The following is a 19,887-nucleotide window of genomic DNA, read 5'->3' on the forward strand; positions in this document are numbered from 1 at the left end:
TTTAAGTAAGGATTAATTTCTTCAAAATCCTTTTTTGAAATTATCTAATATTAGGGATTTGGAAAGAATAGATCTGAATTTAACAGCTATGAATGATCCCCAAATAAGGAGAATAATTTTTCCATATCTGATTAAAGCAAAGGAATAACTTCAATATTTTTCTTGGAGTTCTATATCACCAATAGAAGTAGAGTTTTAAGAGCACTAACAGATGATTTATAACTTATTGGATAAACTTTTCTTAGTAGCATTTCTCAGAGCATTCATATAAATGTATTATTGAAAATTCTTACGCATTCATTTTATATTTCAACAATCATTCCGGATATCTGGTATTCATATTATGAAGAGATTGTTCGACTAATTGGGAGAGTATTTTATTGTCGATATCAGCAAGTTTCTTAATATAAAGACACGATTTTCCAATTTTGAACTTTCCCAGCTTATTTAAAAGCTCTTTATGTGTTTCAAAACCGTCCATAATGTACAATGTTAAATTTTGCTTTCGGGGTGAGAAAGCTATGCGCATCCAATCCCCTTCCCGTCCAGTTTTATATTTATAATGATATTTACCATAACCAATAATGGAATTCCCCCACATTATGGGTTCATTTCCAGATTTTTCTTGCAGTATTTGCATAATTACAAGGCTATCTTGTTTTTTTTGAGGGTTTTGAATAGTATCCAAAAAAGCTTGAACATTTTTATCATTCGCCTTTGTTTTTAATACAGCCATTACATCAATTATCGAATTAAAGCTAAAAAGATGAACGATTTTTGATAATAATGATAATAATTCCTATTCTTTTGAAATAAAAGTTTTAAAGAAGGTTTAATTCTCGACACATTTTTTAAGAATTTAACTTCTTTTTTTTCGAAGATTGTTTTGGTTAAACATTCTAACATATTTACATATTTACAATTCGATAAATTTAAAACTAAGTGAATATGTTTTTTAATAAACACTTTTGATCTTTTGAAAACAAAAAATTTCCAAATTAAGAGTGTTTACATCAAATAATTCAAGGAATTGCAAATAATGAGCATGAATCAATCAAAAGATAATATTCAACTTCATGGTGAATCCCTTTTTTATTCTTCCAAACCTCATCAATACATTTCGTTTGATGAATCCTTAGAAAATCTTGCCCACACTGCGGCAAAATATAAACACAATGAAATTTATCTTGAAATTCAAGACAAAAATTTAAAACAAGATACTTTTCCAAGTCTAAGTGAAGCGGTAAAAGCAATTGATCACTTTCTTAATAATCTTCATAGAACAAATCAATCCCTATACCATCAAATAAAAGGTATTACTTATGAAATCAGCACAACTAATTAAAAAATTACAAAATATTAGAGTACAGATGCTCCTTAACTTTGTAATCCCAGCATTCTTAGTCTTTGCAATAGCCATGACCATAACTTATTTTATTGGCACGTATTCTACAGGAGATATCTTACTTCCCTTAGTAATTGGCAATGGAGTATTGATACCATTAAGTTTGGGATTAATAATATATGCAATTTCCAACAATATTGCTAAACCAGTAAATACACTCACTCAAATGGCGCAAAAAATTGCAGATGGAGAAAGCTCTTCAGAATCAACGCAAGAAATAACTGCAAAAGGAGAATTACTAATCCTTTCACAAAGTCTTAATAAAATGATCACCCGAATCAATTCGGAATTAGAATATAATCGATTACTTGTCAATAATTCATCATCCCCCCTAATAAGCCTTTCTTCGGATTATCAAATTATTCAGGTTGGGACAAATTTAAAAAGCATAACCGGTTTCAATTCAAGCTATTACTTAAACCACCCATTATCAAAATTATTTGCGAATATGGACGATGGGAAGAAAGTTATTTCAGATTTAAACCGTTATAAAAAAGTTGATGGAATTTCATGCACTTTAAACAATTACTCAGGAAATCCCAATTTATTCGCAAAAATTTACATAAATCCATTAATTTCCAAAGATGGACAAAAATTGGGGTACTTAGCTACGATTATTGATGAAAGAAAAAACAGAACTATGACAAACTCTATACAAAAAGTTGCTGAAGAAGTATCATCAATGGCTCAACATATGTCTGCATCTACTGATCAATTATATTCATCTTTAAACACACTATCAATCAATTCAGAAGATTTAGCTAAAGGTGCAAGCACTCAATCATCCACAATGGGAGAAATAGGAACAGCCATCACAAATGTGAAGAATTTAAGTGAAGAAGTGGTTTCTGTTAACCAAGAAGTTGCAGCCATAACAATGGAAACAAAATTACTCGCAGAGCAGAGTAATGAGCAAATTAAAACGGTTTCATCGAAAATCAACACAATAAATGAAAATTCTCAAACATTATCTGCAATCCTTGCAAACCTCTTAGATAAAAGTCAAGGAATAACCAAGATAGTTGAAGTAATTACATCAATTGCAAATGAAACGAATTTATTAGCGTTGAATGCAGCTATAGAGGCAGCTAGGGCAGGTGATGCAGGAAAAGGATTTGCAGTTGTTGCAGAACAAGTCAGAAAGCTAGCGGAAGATTCAAAGGATGCAGGAGAGCAAATCAATCAATTAATATTGGATATTCAGGAAGAAGTTGAAAATGCAGCATTAAGTTCAGAAGCCACACTCGATTCTATATTAACGGGAGAACAGTCACTATCCAAAGCAAATCAAGAATTTATTAGCTTATTTAAAAGTATAGACAAAATCGATGAAAGTGTGAACCAAACTGCTCAAAAAATTTTTACGACAGATCAATTTATTGATGTAATCGCTAATAACTTCACACAAATTAATGCAGTAGTTCAACAAACATCTGGAACTGCTCAAGAATTTTCAACTTCAGCTATAGAAATAAGTTCTGAAATTGAAAAAGTAAATTCAAATACACTCCAATTAGAATCAACAACTAGACACTTGTTTGAGGAAATAACCAATCTCTAAGCTTTTTTTTCAATTTGGGGGAAAAAAAATGCAAATTAATGTGGAAAAAAAAAAACCGATCAGCGCTGAGATTTCAATTCATGGATTCGACAAATTCTCACCTATTTCAACATGTTTCTTTGAATTACTGGGAATACCTGGATGCATTATGAATAGTAAATGTGTGATTCTAGATACAAATCAACCTTTTGAAAAATTGCTCAATTATCCAAAGGAACAATTGATCGGTACTCGTTTGGCAGATTTAACCATAAATTATCAACATGATGGCGTTTCATCTTTAGCGTGGATTGAAAATGAATTGAAACCAAAAATTTTCCAAAAAAAAAATATCGTTGAAGAATTAACACAAAAAAATCATTCAATATTTCTTACAGGAGAGCAAAACTATATTGATTTGACCTTTAACCTGACATGGGTTGTATTCGAAAATCAATATTACGGTATTGCGACATTTGACGAGAAACATACTACAAAATGTTTAGAACCAAACAATCAATTTAAGAAGAAAACCGCATTATTAAACCAAAGCAAGAATAACATATTATCCCATTTAGCTGGAGGAATTGCTCACGATCTTAATAATACTCTCACAACTATTTCAGGCAATGTATCATTAATTCAACTAGAAGAAAATTTAAATTTAACTGTAGACCAACAGAACTTGCTAAAAGATGCAGAACTGGGAATAGAGCAAGCAACAAACTTAACATCGCAGCTTCTAAATTTTGCTAAAACGGGAGATATAATAAAGAATCCCGTTCCAGTTGGAGAAATTTTCAGGAAAATTGCAAAATTCTCCCTTAGTGGAACAGATATCAGCCCAGTTTTTGATATTGATGAATTATTGGAACCAATCAAAGTCAATTTGGCACAAATTGCAAGAGTATTTCAAAATATTACCATCAATGCAATACAAGCAAAACCCCAAGATAAGAAAATTATTTTCACTGCAAAAAATATTTCCTTATTACCTTTGAATAAATGGAATTTACTACCTGGAAAATATGTTTCCTTTTCAATAAGAGATACTGGAGAAGGCATCCCTGCATCAAATCTCTCAAGAATCTTTAATCTCTACTTTTCCACTAAAAATGAAGGAAATGGAATTGGTCTTGCTTTGTGTAAGCAAATTGTTGAAAATTATGATGGAGATATTCGAGTGGAATCAGAAATTAACAAAGGATCTTGTTTTCACATCTTTTTTCCATCTAAATTGATGTAGAACGAAGATAGCTCATTCATACTTAACGATCAGTTATTTGTTCCGCAGTTGGGAGGAATTATTCCGAGAGATGGTTTTCTTTTAACATACTTTTTTTTATTAAGCAAATTATTATAGACCAAAAATAAAATTTATAACATGTTAGAATGGTTAGAGTTCGTTTTTGAGGGAATTGCTATTGTGGCATCCTACCTCAGTGCTATAGTTGTTCTCAGAAAAAATTCAAAATATATTGGAAATCAGTTAATGTTTGTAACTTTCTTTTTATTCGGAACATATATACTTTCACTACTTACTTATGGAATCATTAAAACAGAGATAGTCATACATATTCTTTTTCGGGTTGGAATTAATTGCCTACTTTATGGCATGCTTTTTCTATTCTTTACAATGCAAGTAATGGTTCACTCAAGTGGATGGATCAATAATAAAAACCACATTCTTCCATTTATAATTCCAGCAGGATTATGGTCAATTTGGACGATATTTGCACATTTAGAGATTTTATCAATAGATCCAGTCAATACAAGTATGGCTCTCCCACCATTAATATTTCTAATATTGTCTTCGTTTGGATTGCTAATTAGTTCGATTATCAGTCTTTATAAGTATGGGATTAAAGAGACCAAAGGTGAGAATCGAAAAAAAATGCTAATCTTTATGGTAGGGTTAAGTATCAACTTAATAGCTCTTCTTATTTCTTTAGCGGCCCAACTTGAATCAGAAGGAATTTTAATGGATATAATATTCTTTGTGGTTCTTGCCTGCGGTTTGGTAATTGTCGCTTATGGGTTTACCCGAAATACAAAAATTAAATAGAAGCGAACATAAGAAGAAAAAAGATGATGGATCAAAATGCTCATGCAGCCCATGCATTTTGGCTTTACCAACTAACGCATCTAATTATTTTTTCATCATTACCTCCTACTTACTGGGGAACGCTCATAATAATTTGGGGGAATTTTCCAGATATTGATGCACTATTCCATTTATTACAAAAAAAAGATCCAAATGATATGAATTTTCAACATCACCTCGAATATTGGACACATTGGCCAATCTCGTACATTCCAATATTTTTAATGGCTATAATTAGTTGGATTCTGAATTGGCAAAGTGAGTTTTTTTTATTCCTTGTAGTCGGGATATTATCCCATTTAATAGCAGACAGTGCTTGCTGCGGAGATGGACTAATGTGGAGAAAAATACCATGGAAAAGTAATCAGTTTTCCCCATTTGTTAACTTATTTAGTTCAAAAACTGATGGATATCACGGAGGGTATTGGGTTCCAAGATGGAGACAAACAATTATGTTCAAAATTAGTATTTTTGAAACGATCCTAGGTATTTTTTTTTTGAGTTTACACACTATTTTTATTGAGAGCTCCTTCTGGTCAATTTTCGGAATTTTAATATTCTTAGTAACCCTTAGTTTGAGTTTCTGGCCTATTAACACCAAGTACAAGGAAGAACCCCCTGAAGGGCGATATGCAGATTACCGAAAAAATCCCCAATATTTAGCTTGGATGGAGAGATGTGGTTATTCCTTTAATAAAAAATATCAAGCAAGAAAAAAGAATAAAAAATAATCTCTTAGAAGGAGTAGTTCCAATTTGGAGTAAACATCCCTTGAAATTCTTTTCGCTCCTTGACATCATCAAATATAGCCAAATAATTAAAAACCAAATCAGTAAATTCCATCAAAGCAACCCCAGTAGATGTGATTATGTGAGAATCTTGAAAAGCTCGGGTTGATTGGAAGTTGTCCCATGGAAACGGATCTTCAATTTTATTTTCTTTAAAATGTTCTGGATTAAGGGAAGTAGTATATTTGTATTTTGATAACAAACCCGCTAGAGCAAGGTGGGTTGGTCCAGCACATATTGCCCCAATTAGTTTCTTTTGTGCATCAAAGTTTAAAATCAGATCTTTGAGCTTTGGATCCAAGAAGATATCAACACCACCGGGAAAAATTAGTCCCAGATAATCTTGATTCATATCTATATCATCGATAGAATAATCCGATGTGATATGCCATCCTTCTAAAGTAACAATTTCAGTTTTCTGAAGGGCAAAGGAACGCACTTTCACTTGTTCGCCATGATTAAGAAACCATCCAATAATGGACACTTCCGAAAGACAACATGTGTCATAAAGATAAATCAGTAATTCTTGCATGCAAAGATCAAATTGCCTTCACCTTATATAATTTCTTTTACTGCTTACAAATTTTAATTCATAATGATGGAAAAAATGAACTTCGAGGATTTTTGATAGAGAAACTGTTTGATTCTTTGGGGAAATATTTTTTCCTTCTAAACAATCGATTGTGAAGTTACTTCCCCAGTGATCGCATAATCAATCCGATCTAACCATTCACGAAGATGTGCATGCAAAAGTTTTTCTTGTTCTTGTTGGAGATTATGTCCTGCAGCATCTAAGACAACATAAGATGCCCGTGGGAATTTTGAGAGCAATTTAAAATGATCTTGGAAGCCTACAATATTATCTTGTCTACCTAAAAGAAATAAGGAGGGGCCAGAATAGATAGGAAGTTTTTCATCAACATCAAATGTAAAATTATAATTTCCTGTATCTTGGATATTGGCGAGGAACTCTTCATCTGCTCGTTTTAATCCAGGTGCGATTTCTTTCGCAAATCGATCCACAATTTCTTTAATTTGAACAATTAAAAAACCATCAAGTTCCTTCTGTTGGGAGGGATCCAAAGAATGATAATAAACTTCATCCCTTAGTACAGCATTGAATTCTGGAGTATTTCGTTTTGATTGTATTATTTCTCCCACTGAACAAATTGTACCAAGCCCTAGTATTTGAGAAAATTTCTTTAGCAATATCCCACGGGCTAAATATCCTCCATAAGATTCACCGATTAAAATAAATGAAGTCTTTCCTATTACCTTATCAATAAATTGTAACATGATCTCAAGAAAATCATCGCTTCTGTTGATCCAAGGTTCTCCCTTAGTAAGTCCACATCCGGGTAAATCAGGATATATTCGTTTATAACCAGAATTTCGTTGAAAAAAAGGTTCCAAACAAGATGTCATTAATTCATGGTCTGGCATCCAACCATGGAGTGCCAAGATTGGAATTCCATCCCCCACTATTTCATAATGAATAGTTATTTTTTCAAGTTGACAAGTTCTCATATATAGTTACATTAATGATTATTTTTTAAGAACCCCATTTTCGTCAAAATGGAGTAGAAATCCTGGTTAAAAGAGCTTTTCCCATCCCACCATTCGGTAAAAAACCATTCGAAATAGTTCTTAAACCCTTTCTCATGCAATTTTTCTTCACTAACAAATAACATCATATGGTTTTCATCTCGACTGTAAAAATCGACCTGCCCTTTAATTTCTTCAGGAGTCATTTCTTGATATCTGCCATAATGAACAATTCCCGTTCGGGCTCGCCCTTTTTGAAATGGAGGTTCAGATTTGGCATAGCCAAATGATAACGTTATCAATGGAAACACGTTATGATCGGGTAAATTAAGTATCTCATACACTTTTTCTAAGCCAGTGCGATGGAGCACATTAGTTATTAAGGAATCAACACCTAATGACTTTCCTGCCAGAACTGCTGTTTGGGCGGCTAAAACCGTATCAGTAGAGCAGGTGACAAAATCTACAATATCCCCAGCATACCAATCTTTACCTACATATTTTGCAAAGGCAGCAATACGATTGAGATCAATACAATAAACCAACGCTTTATTTCCTCCATAGAAAAATTTTGTTAGCAAATCATGGTCTTCTATCACAATAATGGAATAGGGCTGTCTCGCTGAAGAAGAAGCGGCTCGAAGACTAGCATCAATAATTGATTCTAATATATCTGGGCTGATGTCTCGATCCGAGAAGGAACGGATAGAACGCAGATTATGGATTGTTTTTAAGGTCTCATTCATAATTATCATCACAAGTTAAATTTACTTTTTATCCCAGAACCCCACCATTCTAGGGAGGAAGGAATAAATTGCATTATTATGTAATCGGGATCATTTACACCAAGTGAATAGTATTGTTCTGAACCTTCAACCCATAAACCCTTTTTAAACTCCATATCTTCAACAATTTTTAGTTTTCCATTCAAAGATAAGCCTAAAAATTCTTCAGTCCGGGTAATTAACACGCAAGCAGTAGGATCTTTTAGAACTTGCTGATATTTACTGGAAGACTGATTGGTAGAAAAGAAGATGGAAAAACCATCTTGATAAGGTTCTAAAGTAGGTTGAATTGTGGGAAAAAAAGATTTTCCCCTTAAATTGAACATAGAACGCGTATGTGGCAAACCATTTTCATCCAGCGTAGTTAAAAAGGCAAACTGAGATTCTTTAATTAGCTGTAGTCCAAGTTTTATTACTTTCTCTCTTTCTTCTTCAAAATTCATAATATCACCATCAATAAATTGAAAATTTTCTTATATAAGATAGTTCTATATAGAACATAAATTTATATAAATTTTACTATATCCAAACATTCTTTTCAAAATCGTGGAAATCAGAGATAGTATAACTTCCATCGAATATTGAACTTATTCTCAAAAATAAATCCCTTTACCAACCTTAATGACATGATCGCCAATTATTACACCTTTTTTTATTGCAGACTCATTTCTTTCTAATCTCTCAATTTTTCTTCCAAAAATCACCTTCTTTTCTTAAAAAAGATCTAATCAGCGGTGAGTTTTTTTATAACGCTTAAATGGATAAAATCGATCAATTATATCATGGCGGGAGGGTTTTTTCAAAAAGATAGTGAAGATGAAAAGAAATCATATGAAATTCCATATATTGGAAGAGCAGATGAATCAGGAAAAAATCTTGGGAAAGAGTTTTATGAAAAATCTTTAGGGATTATGACTTTGGGGTCTCTATTATGCTCTGCCACAACCTTATGGCGTCTCAATTCAGCCATACTTACTTTAAATTCGAATTTAATTCCTCTTTATATTGGGATAGCAGTTTTTTCTTTGTTATGCTGCCATATTTATTGTGCCAAAGGAAGTAATGGCACAAGTCTATGTGGATATCTTGCATTTAATTGGGCGCTTGGAGAATTAATTGGTCGATTACTCTTTTCATTTATTCCAGAATTCGAACTCGCTCCCATAAATAAAATGGTGATCATTATTGGTAGTGTTTTTCTTTCCGTCAATGGGGGAATTTGGCTCAATTCCATCGTAAAAACGCGCTATAATCAATCATCAGGAACAAATATAACAATTCTTTATTTCTTTATCATTCAATTAATCATAGGTTTAATTTGTGGTTTCATTACATATGTATTTTTGGTTGAACTAGTGTTAATGGGTTTGGTTTTGTTGGGCACCGCTCTTGGAGTGGGTGATGCATCCCTAAGTATTGAGGAAGGAAATTGGATGGGCGGAGTGCTAGCGGTTTTCTGGTACTCATTTTACATAATGTTGCGTTTCGGACGCCTTATATTTTATTTACTCTATATCATTCTACGGTGCTTGAAATAAATAGAGAGAAAAAACAGTGTAAATTGCAAAAAACTCTGGTAACTTAACCCCTAAGTTATAAAAATCCCTTTTTATAATACTTGACCATTTGTGAATCTGCTTCTTTCCACTCGTCGGTTGCAGCTTCAAAAATCAATCTGGCTTTTTTGCTCACATCACTTGTGATTTCCTCAACATTAAGTGAAGGAAATTCATTATCTTTGATAATAAAATCCCCATTGATGATTACATTATTAACTTCAGAGCCATTCGTCGAATAAACAAGATTAGGAATAATAGTGTGGAACGGATTGTCAATAACAGGTACTAAATTCAATTTTTTGAGGTTTAAAGTGATTACATCAGCATTTTTTCCAACTTTTAAAGAACCTATCTTCTGATCCAATCCTAAAACCTTGGCACCATTAATTGTCACTAACTTAATTGATTCCCATGGAGGCAAGGCGGTAGGATCTTTTGAAATAATTTTGGTTCCAATGCTGGCCAATTTTAGCTCTAAAAATAAATTGTGATGGCCCGGACCAGGGGCTTGATCTGTACCAATAGCTGCGGTACCACCTAGCTTCAGATAATGACCAATTGGTGGAAGAATTCCATCAATACAAGATATCGAAGACGGACATCCGACCATTTTAACATCTTTTTGAACCATTAACTCTCGTTCCTCAATTGTAGTATCATGAATATGAGCGGCGACCAGATTTTCATCCAAGAAATTCCGATCATTCAGAATGCTTATAGTCGTTGCCCCTTTTCCGTACCGTTTTTCTATTTGGGTGCGTTCTCTATTTCCTTGAGCGATGTGCATGTGAATTTTGCATTTTTTTTCTTTGGCTTTGGCTTGAACAATTTTTAGGGTCTCTTCAGAAACCATATCGAGCGCTTGTGGTCCATACATGGAAGTCACAAGGGGATGATCTTGAAAATCTTTGAATAGAGCATCCGCCCGTTTTAAAGGGTCCTTTCCAAGCTCGGAATCTAGTTCATACAAATCCGTCGGTTTAAGCTTTACTCTATCTGAAGCCATTTCATTTATGGTTTCAATTGCCACAACTCGAGTTTTAAACGGCAAATAAACATTGTTAACAAGAGAACTAACATGCGTTTCATATTCCGCAAATGTAGTGGTACCTGACCGGATTCCTTCAAGAACGCCCAATTGGGCCCCTGCCACCATCCCTTCAATACCTAAATGTTTCTTGAACGGCCCAAATCCTTTATTCATCCATTCACTTTCGGGCAAATCTTGGGCCGCCCCACGTAACAAAGTTTCACTGGTATGAATATGAGAATTAATTAACCCTGGCATTGTCAAAAGATTTGATCCATCAATGATATGATCAGCACTTTGGTATTGAAAATCCGTTGTTTTACCTACAAATGTGATCTTGCCATTTTCAATTGCCAGACCACCATCATTAATTATTCCCAAACCCCTCCCCTCGAAGGTTAACAGTTTGGTATTGATAATTGCGATATCCATAAATTTATGTAAATCATTGGAAAAATTAAATCTATTTGGGTCTTGAAAAAAATGACATTTTTTTCAGTAGCTGGAAAATGATACCATTTTAAAAATAAGCAATATATTTTTTATCGCAATCGGCAAATATGAAATAAGATTGTTACGCAAAATAAAAATGTGAGCGATTTATGAATCAAGATCAAAAAAAAGTAATATTCAAATCATCTGGAGCTTTGGCTATATCCATTTGTATGATGGTGGTGCTATCAATTCCATTTGGTATGATTCCTCCCCTAGGAAAATTTCTTCTTCCAGGTACGGGGATTTGGGATGTCCCTGATAACTATGCATCTTATGAGGAAATTTATGATGAAAACCTAAATGATGAAGTTAAAATATATCGTGATGAATTTGGAGTTCCTCACATCTATGGAAGTAACGAAGAAGATTTAATGTTCGCTCTGGGTTACTGTCATGCCCAAGATCGAATAATTCAAATGGATCTTATTCGGAGAAGTTCACGAGGAACCCTTTCAGAATTGGTGGGACCTTCTGCATTGGAAACAGATAAATTCAATATTCTTAAAATGGAAGCCTATTGGGCCAATTTGACTTACATTGAGATGAAGGCGAGTAATGATCCTCAAATACAAAATATTCGGACCATTATGGAGAAATATGTTGCAGGGGTCAATCTTTACATCTCAACAAGTGACAATGCACGACCTTTTGAATATCAATTTTTAGATGCGGAAATTTCACCGTGGGATGTAATCGATACCCTTGTATATGCAAAATATATTTCGGAATATTTTACATGGGGTTATTCCGATTTTCAGCGGTATTCTGATGTAATGACATTAGGTAAAGAAAATTATACTGAATTGTTTGGATTTCCAGCCCCTTATCAAATTCCTGTCGTTCCAAACTATGGAGAGTTTGATAGTATTTCTGTTCCTCCCAGTCTCCCAAATCCATCAAGTGATTCAACACCAGCATCTTCATATGCACAAGATTCAAAATTATCCCGGTTTTCTAAAGAATTTGCTAATGAATTTTTGAAAGGGATTTCGCAATTTCCTCAAGAAGCAGATAGAATAAATCCAGAATATATCATTGGATCCAATAACTGGGTCATTTCAGGCAATAAAACAGAATCTAGTTTTCCCTTACTATGTAATGATATGCACCTTGGTTGGAGTCTACCAGGTATGTGGCATGAGGCACATTTGATTGAGACAGATTCAGATCTAAACATCTATGCAGTGTTTCTACCGGGAGTACCTCTTCCCGTTGCAGGTCATACCAATTATCTCGGATGGGGTGAAACCATCGCAGCTTTTGATATGCAAGATTGGTATTACTATAATGGGATTAATGAAACCCATTATGAATACAAAGGAGAACCAATTCCTTATGAAGTTCATGAAGTATTAATTCCAGTTAAAGGAAATGAACCTGTCTTATATCGATTTAACGCGACCGTCCATGGACCCGTTTTCACAAATTTGATTTCTGTTCCTGAGTTATTTAAAGATAGTGTTATTGCCTGCAAATGGGTTTCCCAAAACATTACATATGATTATTTGGCTCTTTATGGATATATGCATGCGAAGGACGTTTATGAATTTGATGAAGCATCCCGGTTTTTTGCATGTCTTCCGTTAAACATTGCCTTTGGTGATGTAGATGGGAATATAGGGATGCGCCCCAACGCTAAAGTTCCAATTCGAAATGATAGCAATTTACCAGATTGGCATATCGGAAATGGAAGAATGCCATACAATGGATCAAAGGGGGAGGGAGAATGGATAGGTTATGTCGATTTCGATGATCTTCCAGTTTCAATTAATCCAGAACAAGGATATTTAACCTCAGCCAATCAACAAATTGCAGGACCCGATTTTCCAAATGTAGACTCAATCAATGGGGGAGGTTCTGTAGGATACCGAGCGCGACGTTTAAACACACTCCTCGCTTCAGGAAACGAATTCACAATTAATGATATGAAGGAAATTCAATTGGATTTATACAGTCCTAGAGCCGGAAATTTCACACCGTATTTAATTAATGCTTTAGCGTCAGTCACTGAGAAAACCAAGTTGCAACAGGATGTTTATGATGAATTGGTTAGCTGGGATTATATTATGTTAGGTTCATCCCCAGCAACGACAATATTTAACATCTGGAATGATGCTTATTTACATTCCACATTTTATGATGATATGGATTTGCGAGGAGATTTCAGTACACCATCTTGGGCAGTTCTGGAATACTTAACAAAAGAAGAACCAAATTCAAAGTGGTTTGATAATGTTTCAACATCGATTGTAGAAAATCGGGATAGTACAATTCTCTATGGACTTGAAAAATCTCTGAGTGCTTTGGAAAAATATTACGGAACTGACGACATCTCAGCATGGAAATGGGGTGATATTCACCAATTAACTTTTGATCATCTTCTAGGATTACCTGGATTAGGTGTTGGCCCATTTCCAGGAAACGGCACATCAGTAACTGTGAATCCATCCTATACCCAAAATTTTGTGAATTGGGAAGTCCGATATGGCGCTTCGCGTGGAGGCCCATCAGAGCGTATAATTGTGGATTTTTCTAATATGAATAATTCGCTCTCAGTAATACCATCAGGAGAATCGGCGATCTCGAGTTCAGAACATTATGCCGATCAATTGACACTATTTTTACAAGGAGAATTTCATAACCAGTATTTCAAAGCCGAAGATCCTGACACTCTTGAAAAATGGTGTAATGTTGAATCCATTTTAGTATTGAAAAAGGAGGAGAAATAATTGAAGGGTATAGACTTTACAAATGTCAAAAAGCATTCGTTTACTTTAGGGATCTTAGCTAGCAGTATTACGGGATTTTTATTTACCTTAATACCCATCTGGCAATTAGCCTTCATTCCAGGAATCTTAGGGGGAATATTAAATTCTAATCAAAAAAAGGGAACTTTGAGCGGAATGATTGGAATGCCCATTGCATGGAGCACATCAATTATTTATTATCTTTTGCTGAATAAAACCAATATCTTATTTGATCAATTGGGAGTCCTCATACTTAATCAAACTGGTATGGGCTGGTTATTTATCGTAGTAATCATACTTATTGGAATGATCATTGGAGCACTGGGGGGAATGATCGGTGCGGGAATAAATATATTATTCTTAGGAAACAAAAAGATTAAAGAACTAGATGTTGAGTCAATAGAAAAATGAAATTTTTTTCTTTTTTTTGATTTCTGCAGAAAATTTATAGGAAAAGTCAAGAATTTAAATATAGCAACATTTTAGATGCTTTATAGCAATTTTCTGATCCATTAAAAAAAAAAAGTGAGATTAAATCAACCATTTTCCGGCTTGATAAATAACTTTTCCATCAACAATTACTTTGGATTTTTCACTTTTCATGTCTTTGAGAATATCCCAATGGATGGCACACTCAATATTTTCACTTTTCGAGTCAGGGAATCCTTTCCCTAATGCCATATGGAGAGTACCTCCCATTTTTTCATCAAACAGCATACTTTTAGTGAATTTCTTAATTCCATAATTCGTTCCGATGGCGAATTCACCGATCTTATTTGCATTTTTTATCTTCAAAATCGAATCCAATAAATCTTGACCTTTTTCTGCTGTACCTTTTACTACTTTTCCATCTTTGAATTCAAGATAAATGTTTTTGATTTCCTTGCCCTGGTAAATACCCGGATACGTGAAACGAATGTGTCCATTGATTGAATCTTCAAGTGGACTCGTATACAATTCACCATCAGGCAAATTATTATTGCCACAACAGTTCACCCATGGGCGATCCTTAACTCGAAGTGTTAAATCGGTATCATCCCCTAAAACTTGAATGTTTTCGGCTTTATTCAAGATTTCAACTAATCTATCTTGCTCAGCTTTAATTTTTTGCCAAGTACTTGCAGGATCATCATTATCTAAGTGTAATGCCCCATATACAAATTCTTTGTAGGATATTAAATCCATGTTGGCTTCTTGGGCGAGACTGTCACAAGGATAAGGTACAATAACCCATCCAAGTTCCTTCTTTGCAACTCGTTTTTGGAATTTATTCATCATTTCCATATATTCAGGATTTTCAAAAATCTTAGTTTGTTTTTCAGACGGGATTAGTGACATCTTCTTCACATTATTGTCTGCAAGAATGCTAATAAAATGATCGACTACATCCACCCCAATCTTCATAATTGGGTCAACAAATTTTAGTTGTTCAGCATTTCCAAGGCGATATTTTGCGACGGATAGGTTTTTGATCAATGATTCCACCACAGGATGACCTCCTGCTTTTAAAACTTCGATATAGATTTCTCGAATTAAATCATTCGCAACTTCAGAGCCTTGAATTAAGACTACTTCGCCAGGTTGTACATTTTCCGCATAATTTACGGCCAATTTAGCTAACTTTACATTAAAATCATACATTATTTGTTCTTCCTCTAAATTCTTAAAAAAAAATATAATTTTCAATGAATTCTGTTTCACCAATTTGGACATTTACAATATTCTAACAGCCAACTGGGAAACTTTTCATTGAAATCAGATGTATTTAATTGAGTGAATCGTACTTTTTGTAATTTTCACTTTTTTTAGTAATTTATCACCCATTGGCTTTGAATCCCCCATTTTATACCACATTTAATTTTGTCGAGCAAAAGTGGACACGTTTTTTAGCATTCACAAAATTTCCCGTTTGCTAGGCCAAATTAGTGGATCTTAAATGATCTGATGATGAGCATAAAATCATGCCCAATTTCAAGATTTTAGATAATATAAAAACCAAAACAATTTTATTCTTGTTTTCCTTACACTAATATATTCAATATCTGGGGTGCATCAGCTATTCTAATATTCAAATATCGACGACGGCCTTCAATATATCAAATGCAGTTACATGATTATATCGGTCTGAAATCAACTCAAATACTTGAAATGTGGATTCCAAAGACATATCGCTATGTATATAAAAAATTTAAATGGTTTCCATTCAAGCGTCACGCCCGGAAAGCCCCTTCATTGATAGTTTCTAAATCCCAAACACGATTAGAGCATTATATATACGGAAATATTGCACATATTCTTCCCAAACGGAAGTACTTCATGCGATTTCGCAATCTTGGGCAAACAACTTATGATGATTATGCAAAAGGCATACTTCCGCAGTCAGAGTGGGATATGCTCCACACGCTACCAAAATTTTCAGGATATTTCAATCATATCTTTGAAATGAATGATCTTAGTTACTTTGATAAAATTCAAGATGAATTGGAGATACAGGGAGTTCATTTCAAAGGAATGTTCCTTCATGATATTATCGCATTTGAACTACTTCGTCGCCGCTTGGATTCAAAGATTATTCAGGTTTAGAAAAAATGTCATATTTTATTGGTGATAATCCTTTGAAGGGGATTTTACATGATTCTTACTACTTTCCCTCCGCGGATGATATCAGTTATATTATGAATCGTATCCCTCTTTCCCGAGTCATGGATTATTTTCATAACTTAGTTCGTGAAGCTATTGATCTTAGGATAATCATTCCTAGAATCATGATTTTTGATGGTCAATTTGTCAGAACGAACTGTAACAACAATAAAAATTCAAAAACAACAAAGTATAATGATAGTGATGCTGGATATTATCGTCATTCAGGGAAGAAGCTTGGTGTTGGATTTGTTCATTGGACACTTTATGCGTATTGTGGGAGCTGGAAACGGGCACTTCCAATACATTTTGAGACTTTTCCAGGCAATATGAACGATAAACCAGCATCCCGCAAAACCTTTACCGCTTTTAATAATCTTAAAATTGGAGAGTGGAAGATGGTGATGGGTGATACAGGTACGTATTGTAAGAAAAGTCTGGAATTTTATCAAGATCGGGGCATTTTTCCTTTGCTTCGTGCACCAAAACACCTTAAAACTCATCCAACTCGGGAATTAAAAAAAGGATTTTGGTTTAATTCCGATTATTTTCCACCTGGATGGACAGAGCAAGACATATTATTAATGTATGCTCAACGACCTTTAGTTGAAGCAGGTCAATCTGCAAACCCTACATTTTATAATCAAAAACGATTAAATACTCGTGGATTGAATATGGCCCACCTTCATCGTACCTTAACATATATACTGGATTTAATGCGAGCAATTACAGCATATAAATTAGGTAGAACTGACTTATTGACGAAATTAAGTGCATTTTCAACTGGAAGGGAGTTTAAAACAAACTCTATGTGGATTAAACTAGCACGAGATTCAGGTTTTTGTCAACTTCAAGAGATTGCTTTAAATCCACGACAAAAAGCATTTTGGGATAAACGTCGGAAGTGGGAAGCAGAATTAAGAAAAAAACGAAAAAACGGTAAATTTTAAGTTTTTAAAATTCACTCAATTCAGTTTTAATTTTTTCACATTGCATAAATGGGATTAAGATATATCTAATGATTAAATAAAGTGTGTATGGTTTAAAAACAGTGTGTATTTATCATAAGTTAAAAAACAATATTGTAAAAAGGAAGTTCAATCACTTTTCTCTTTCATTTTATGGGTAGAATTTAAGAGAGAATTGAATTCATCCACCATTTTATTGTAATTTTAGGATTTTTAAGGTAAATTTAGTTTTAGGTAGACATTCTTAGAATTCTAAAAATTTTGAGAATTTGAGGTAATTGTTTAGAGAAAACAAAACAAAAAAACGAAAAAAGATTAAATCAACCATTTTCCGGCTTGATAAATGACTTTTCCATCAGCAATAACTTTAGAATCATCGCTCTTCATTTCTTTCAAAATATCCCAATGGATTGCAGAATCTGCAACGGAACCAGATTCCAACATACCTTTTCCTAATGCCATGTGAAGAGTTCCGCCAATTTTTTCATCAAAGAGCATATTTTTTGTAAATTTGGAAATGTTATAATTTGTTCCAATAGCAAATTCCCCAATTCCATCGGCTCCAGGAATTTCAAGAAGAGTTTTTAAAAGTTCTTCACCTTTGTCAGCAGTTGCTTTAACTACTTTCCCTTCCTTAAATTCGAGGTAGATATTCTCTACTTCTTTTCCCATATAAATACCTGGATAAGTAAAACGAATATGACCATTTAATGAATTTTCGATAGGTCCAGTAAATACTTCTCCATCGGGAAGATTTTTATGCCCACAACAATTAACCCATTTTCTTCCTTTAACACTTAAGGTTAGATCGGTATCTTCTCCGAGTACTTGAATTTTATCGACTTGATCCAAAATTTTAATTAAACGATCCTGCTCTGCTTCAACCTCTTTCCAGTGGGCAACAGGATTTTCCTTAAGAGCAAGAGCAGAAGCAATAAATTCTTTATAGGCACGAATTCCAAAGCCAGCATCTTGAGCTAAAGCATGACATGGATAAGGGACAATCGTCCACGCGAATTCACCCTTCATTTCTCTTTCATCGAGGGTTTTGCGAAAAGCAGTATTTCCTGCAGATCCTTGGGAAATTCGCAATTTAGCTGAATCAATCGTTTCCAATTCTCGAGTATTGAAATCACCTTGCACAGAAATTAACTTATTATAAGTTTCTCCAATAGTAGTTAGAACTGGATCAAAATATTCAAGTTGCTCATCAGAAGCATAGGTATAGAACACTTCATTTAAACCATCAATTCGAGTTCTAACAGATGGATGACCCCCTGCTTTTAGAATTTCAATATATAGTTCTTGTATAAAGCTTTCAGCAAAAGAGGGAGCCATAATTATGACTTTATCCCCCTTCTGAACATTTACAGCGTATTGAACTGCCAATTTTGCGAGTTTATTATCAAAATCAAACATAATTTACCACTTTTTAATCTATGTCTCAAAAAAAGATCTTAAGATTAAAAAATAAACATCCTATTTTAGCTTTTCATTTCGAATATTCCATTCCCAAAATTATTATTTTATCTTATATTTCCCTTATTCAATTCTTAGACGGTGTATGAACGAAATGAAAACAATCGGATTAATTGGCGGGATGTCATGGGAATCATCTATTGAATATTATCGTATTCTTAACGAGCAAATTAAAGAAAAATTGGGAGGATTGCATTCAGCCCAATGTATTTTATCATCGGTGGATTTTGGACCCATTGAGAAATGGATGCGAAATGAAGAATGGGATAAAATAACAGATCACTTATGTGAAGTGGCAATCAATTTGGAGAAGGCCGGAGCAAACTTAATCATTATTTGTACAAACACCATGCATAAATTACTAGATGCAATTCAGTTGAAGATCCAAATTCCGATCTACCATATTGCTGATGCTGCTGCAGATAAAATCAAGGAGCTAGGGCTGACTAAGGTGGGTTTATTAGGGACACGTTTTACTATGGAAGGTGATTTCTATAAGAAAAGACTCTTGGATCAGCATCATATTGAGGTGATTGTTCCGAATCCCGATGAAAGAAGGGAAGTTGATCATATCATCTTCGAAGAATTAGTTCTTGGTAAAATAACAGATCCCGCTCGAGAAGTGTATAAACAAGTTATACGGAAACTCCAGAAAAAAGGGGCTCAAGGTATTATTTTAGGATGCACAGAAATACCCCTATTAATCAAACCACAAGATTCACCAATCCCCGTATTTGATACAACGCAACTTCATGCCGAATTCGCTGTAAAAAAAGCTTTGGAATTGTAAGCTATAAATCTT

19 protein-coding genes are annotated in these 19,887 nt (G+C 34.0%); 11 read left to right on the top strand and 8 right to left on the bottom strand.

All coding sequences use genetic code 11. The annotated features are described in order from the left end of the window. Positions 1-316: 316 nt before the first annotated feature. Positions 317-736, bottom strand: coding sequence for a DUF1801 domain-containing protein (locus NEF87_RS04360; RefSeq protein ID WP_457918810.1), 420 nt, complete (start codon positions 734-736; stop codon positions 317-319). Between the two features lie 303 nt (positions 737-1,039). Between NEF87_RS04360 and NEF87_RS04365 the strand changes: the two genes are divergently transcribed. From NEF87_RS04365 to NEF87_RS04385, 5 genes are all read left to right on the top strand, one after another. Next, entirely contained in the window at positions 1,040-1,345 is a 306-nt protein-coding gene (locus NEF87_RS04365; protein ID WP_457918811.1) for a hypothetical protein, read from the top strand. Next, positions 1,323-2,966, top strand: a complete 1,644-nt coding sequence (locus tag NEF87_RS04370; protein WP_457918812.1) for a methyl-accepting chemotaxis protein — start codon at positions 1,323-1,325, stop codon at positions 2,964-2,966. The genes NEF87_RS04365 and NEF87_RS04370 overlap by 23 nt, the downstream gene beginning before the upstream one ends. 28 nt (positions 2,967-2,994) lie before the next feature. Then, a complete protein-coding gene (locus NEF87_RS04375) occupies positions 2,995-4,191 on the top strand; it encodes a two-component system sensor histidine kinase NtrB (RefSeq protein ID WP_457918813.1) in 1,197 nt (398 codons plus the stop codon). Between the two features lie 138 nt (positions 4,192-4,329). Beyond that, positions 4,330-5,010 (top strand): hypothetical protein, encoded by a 681-nt coding sequence (locus NEF87_RS04380; RefSeq protein WP_457918814.1) that lies wholly within the window; start codon positions 4,330-4,332, stop codon positions 5,008-5,010. 23 nt (positions 5,011-5,033) lie between these two features. Beyond that, on the top strand, positions 5,034-5,780 hold the full coding sequence (locus tag NEF87_RS04385) for a hypothetical protein (protein ID WP_457918815.1): 747 nt from the start codon (positions 5,034-5,036) through the stop codon (positions 5,778-5,780). A 4-nt stretch (positions 5,781-5,784) separates the two neighbouring features. On the opposite strand, the gene NEF87_RS04390 is transcribed toward NEF87_RS04385, so the two are convergent. From NEF87_RS04390 to NEF87_RS04405, 4 genes are all read right to left on the bottom strand, one after another. Beyond that, positions 5,785-6,369, bottom strand: a complete 585-nt coding sequence (locus NEF87_RS04390) for a DJ-1/PfpI family protein (protein WP_457918816.1) — start codon at positions 6,367-6,369, stop codon at positions 5,785-5,787. Between the two features lie 137 nt (positions 6,370-6,506). Further along, the gene (locus tag NEF87_RS04395) at positions 6,507-7,364 is read right to left on the bottom strand and encodes an alpha/beta fold hydrolase (protein ID WP_457918817.1); all 858 of its coding nucleotides are present in this window, start codon (positions 7,362-7,364) and stop codon (positions 6,507-6,509) included. 11 nt (positions 7,365-7,375) lie between these two features. After that, positions 7,376-8,128, bottom strand: coding sequence for a nitroreductase family protein (locus NEF87_RS04400; protein WP_457918818.1), 753 nt, complete (start codon positions 8,126-8,128; stop codon positions 7,376-7,378). A gap of 8 nt (positions 8,129-8,136) precedes the next feature. Then, a complete protein-coding gene (locus NEF87_RS04405) occupies positions 8,137-8,610 on the bottom strand; it encodes a pyridoxamine 5'-phosphate oxidase family protein (RefSeq protein WP_457918819.1) in 474 nt (157 codons plus the stop codon). 339 nt (positions 8,611-8,949) lie between these two features. Here NEF87_RS04405 and NEF87_RS04410 point away from each other — a divergent pair, with 339 nt between their 5' ends. Beyond that, positions 8,950-9,705 carry a hypothetical protein gene (locus tag NEF87_RS04410; protein WP_457918820.1) on the top strand — a complete coding sequence of 252 codons (756 nt, stop codon included), beginning with the start codon at positions 8,950-8,952 and terminating at the stop codon, positions 9,703-9,705. Positions 9,706-9,760: 55 nt separating this feature from the next. Here the strand turns inward: NEF87_RS04410 and NEF87_RS04415 are convergent, their stop codons facing one another. Then, on the bottom strand, positions 9,761-11,188 hold the full coding sequence (locus NEF87_RS04415; protein WP_457918821.1) for an amidohydrolase family protein: 1,428 nt from the start codon (positions 11,186-11,188) through the stop codon (positions 9,761-9,763). Positions 11,189-11,358: 170 nt separating this feature from the next. On the opposite strand from NEF87_RS04415, the gene NEF87_RS04420 reads away from it, so the two are divergent. Both NEF87_RS04420 and NEF87_RS04425 read left to right on the top strand, forming a co-directional pair. Then, positions 11,359-13,980 carry a penicillin acylase family protein gene (locus NEF87_RS04420; RefSeq protein ID WP_457918822.1) on the top strand — a complete coding sequence of 874 codons (2,622 nt, stop codon included), beginning with the start codon at positions 11,359-11,361 and terminating at the stop codon, positions 13,978-13,980. Further along, the gene (locus NEF87_RS04425; RefSeq protein ID WP_457918823.1) at positions 13,981-14,409 is read left to right on the top strand and encodes a hypothetical protein; all 429 of its coding nucleotides are present in this window, start codon (positions 13,981-13,983) and stop codon (positions 14,407-14,409) included. Between the two features lie 120 nt (positions 14,410-14,529). On the opposite strand, the gene NEF87_RS04430 is transcribed toward NEF87_RS04425, so the two are convergent. After that, positions 14,530-15,639 (bottom strand): aminopeptidase, encoded by a 1,110-nt coding sequence (locus NEF87_RS04430; protein WP_457918824.1) that lies wholly within the window; start codon positions 15,637-15,639, stop codon positions 14,530-14,532. Between the two features lie 459 nt (positions 15,640-16,098). Between NEF87_RS04430 and NEF87_RS04435 the strand changes: the two genes are divergently transcribed. Both NEF87_RS04435 and NEF87_RS04440 read left to right on the top strand, forming a co-directional pair. After that, a complete protein-coding gene (locus NEF87_RS04435; RefSeq protein WP_457918051.1) occupies positions 16,099-16,581 on the top strand; it encodes a hypothetical protein in 483 nt (160 codons plus the stop codon). Between the two features lie 5 nt (positions 16,582-16,586). Beyond that, positions 16,587-17,588, top strand: a complete 1,002-nt coding sequence (locus NEF87_RS04440; protein ID WP_457918052.1) for a hypothetical protein — start codon at positions 16,587-16,589, stop codon at positions 17,586-17,588. A 333-nt stretch (positions 17,589-17,921) separates the two neighbouring features. Here the strand turns inward: NEF87_RS04440 and NEF87_RS04445 are convergent, their stop codons facing one another. Beyond that, on the bottom strand, positions 17,922-19,025 hold the full coding sequence (locus NEF87_RS04445; protein ID WP_457918825.1) for an aminopeptidase: 1,104 nt from the start codon (positions 19,023-19,025) through the stop codon (positions 17,922-17,924). Positions 19,026-19,179: 154 nt separating this feature from the next. Between NEF87_RS04445 and NEF87_RS04450 the strand changes: the two genes are divergently transcribed. Next, the gene (locus NEF87_RS04450; protein ID WP_457918826.1) at positions 19,180-19,875 is read left to right on the top strand and encodes an aspartate/glutamate racemase family protein; all 696 of its coding nucleotides are present in this window, start codon (positions 19,180-19,182) and stop codon (positions 19,873-19,875) included. Positions 19,876-19,887: the final 12 nt, after the last annotated feature.

The sequence above is a fragment of the Candidatus Lokiarchaeum ossiferum genome (genome assembly GCA_025839675.1).
GTDB lineage: Archaea > Asgardarchaeota > Lokiarchaeia > Sigyniarchaeales > Promethearchaeaceae > Lokiarchaeum > Lokiarchaeum ossiferum.

Bases quoted from the DNA above. Each gene is read 5' to 3' on its own strand.
- NEF87_RS04450 (WP_457918826.1), top strand. From the start codon at position 19,180: ATGAAAACAATCGGATTAATTGGCGGGATGTCATGGGAATCATCTATT.
- NEF87_RS04400 (WP_457918818.1), bottom strand. From the start codon at position 8,128: ATGAATGAGACCTTAAAAACAATCCATAATCTGCGTTCTATCCGTTCC.
- NEF87_RS04430 (WP_457918824.1), bottom strand. From the start codon at position 15,639: ATGTATGATTTTAATGTAAAGTTAGCTAAATTGGCCGTAAATTATGCG.
- NEF87_RS04360 (WP_457918810.1), bottom strand. From the start codon at position 736: ATGGCTGTATTAAAAACAAAGGCGAATGATAAAAATGTTCAAGCTTTT.
- NEF87_RS04435 (WP_457918051.1), top strand. From the start codon at position 16,099: ATGCAGTTACATGATTATATCGGTCTGAAATCAACTCAAATACTTGAA.
- NEF87_RS04410 (WP_457918820.1), top strand. From the start codon at position 8,950: ATGGCGGGAGGGTTTTTTCAAAAAGATAGTGAAGATGAAAAGAAATCA.
- NEF87_RS04370 (WP_457918812.1), top strand. From the start codon at position 1,323: ATGAAATCAGCACAACTAATTAAAAAATTACAAAATATTAGAGTACAG.
- NEF87_RS04405 (WP_457918819.1), bottom strand. From the start codon at position 8,610: ATGAATTTTGAAGAAGAAAGAGAGAAAGTAATAAAACTTGGACTACAG.
- NEF87_RS04415 (WP_457918821.1), bottom strand. From the start codon at position 11,188: ATGGATATCGCAATTATCAATACCAAACTGTTAACCTTCGAGGGGAGG.
- NEF87_RS04380 (WP_457918814.1), top strand. From the start codon at position 4,330: ATGTTAGAATGGTTAGAGTTCGTTTTTGAGGGAATTGCTATTGTGGCA.
- NEF87_RS04365 (WP_457918811.1), top strand. From the start codon at position 1,040: ATGAGCATGAATCAATCAAAAGATAATATTCAACTTCATGGTGAATCC.
- NEF87_RS04395 (WP_457918817.1), bottom strand. From the start codon at position 7,364: ATGAGAACTTGTCAACTTGAAAAAATAACTATTCATTATGAAATAGTG.
- NEF87_RS04385 (WP_457918815.1), top strand. From the start codon at position 5,034: ATGATGGATCAAAATGCTCATGCAGCCCATGCATTTTGGCTTTACCAA.
- NEF87_RS04390 (WP_457918816.1), bottom strand. From the start codon at position 6,369: ATGCAAGAATTACTGATTTATCTTTATGACACATGTTGTCTTTCGGAA.
- NEF87_RS04420 (WP_457918822.1), top strand. From the start codon at position 11,359: ATGAATCAAGATCAAAAAAAAGTAATATTCAAATCATCTGGAGCTTTG.
- NEF87_RS04375 (WP_457918813.1), top strand. From the start codon at position 2,995: ATGCAAATTAATGTGGAAAAAAAAAAACCGATCAGCGCTGAGATTTCA.
- NEF87_RS04445 (WP_457918825.1), bottom strand. From the start codon at position 19,025: ATGTTTGATTTTGATAATAAACTCGCAAAATTGGCAGTTCAATACGCT.
- NEF87_RS04440 (WP_457918052.1), top strand. From the start codon at position 16,587: ATGTCATATTTTATTGGTGATAATCCTTTGAAGGGGATTTTACATGAT.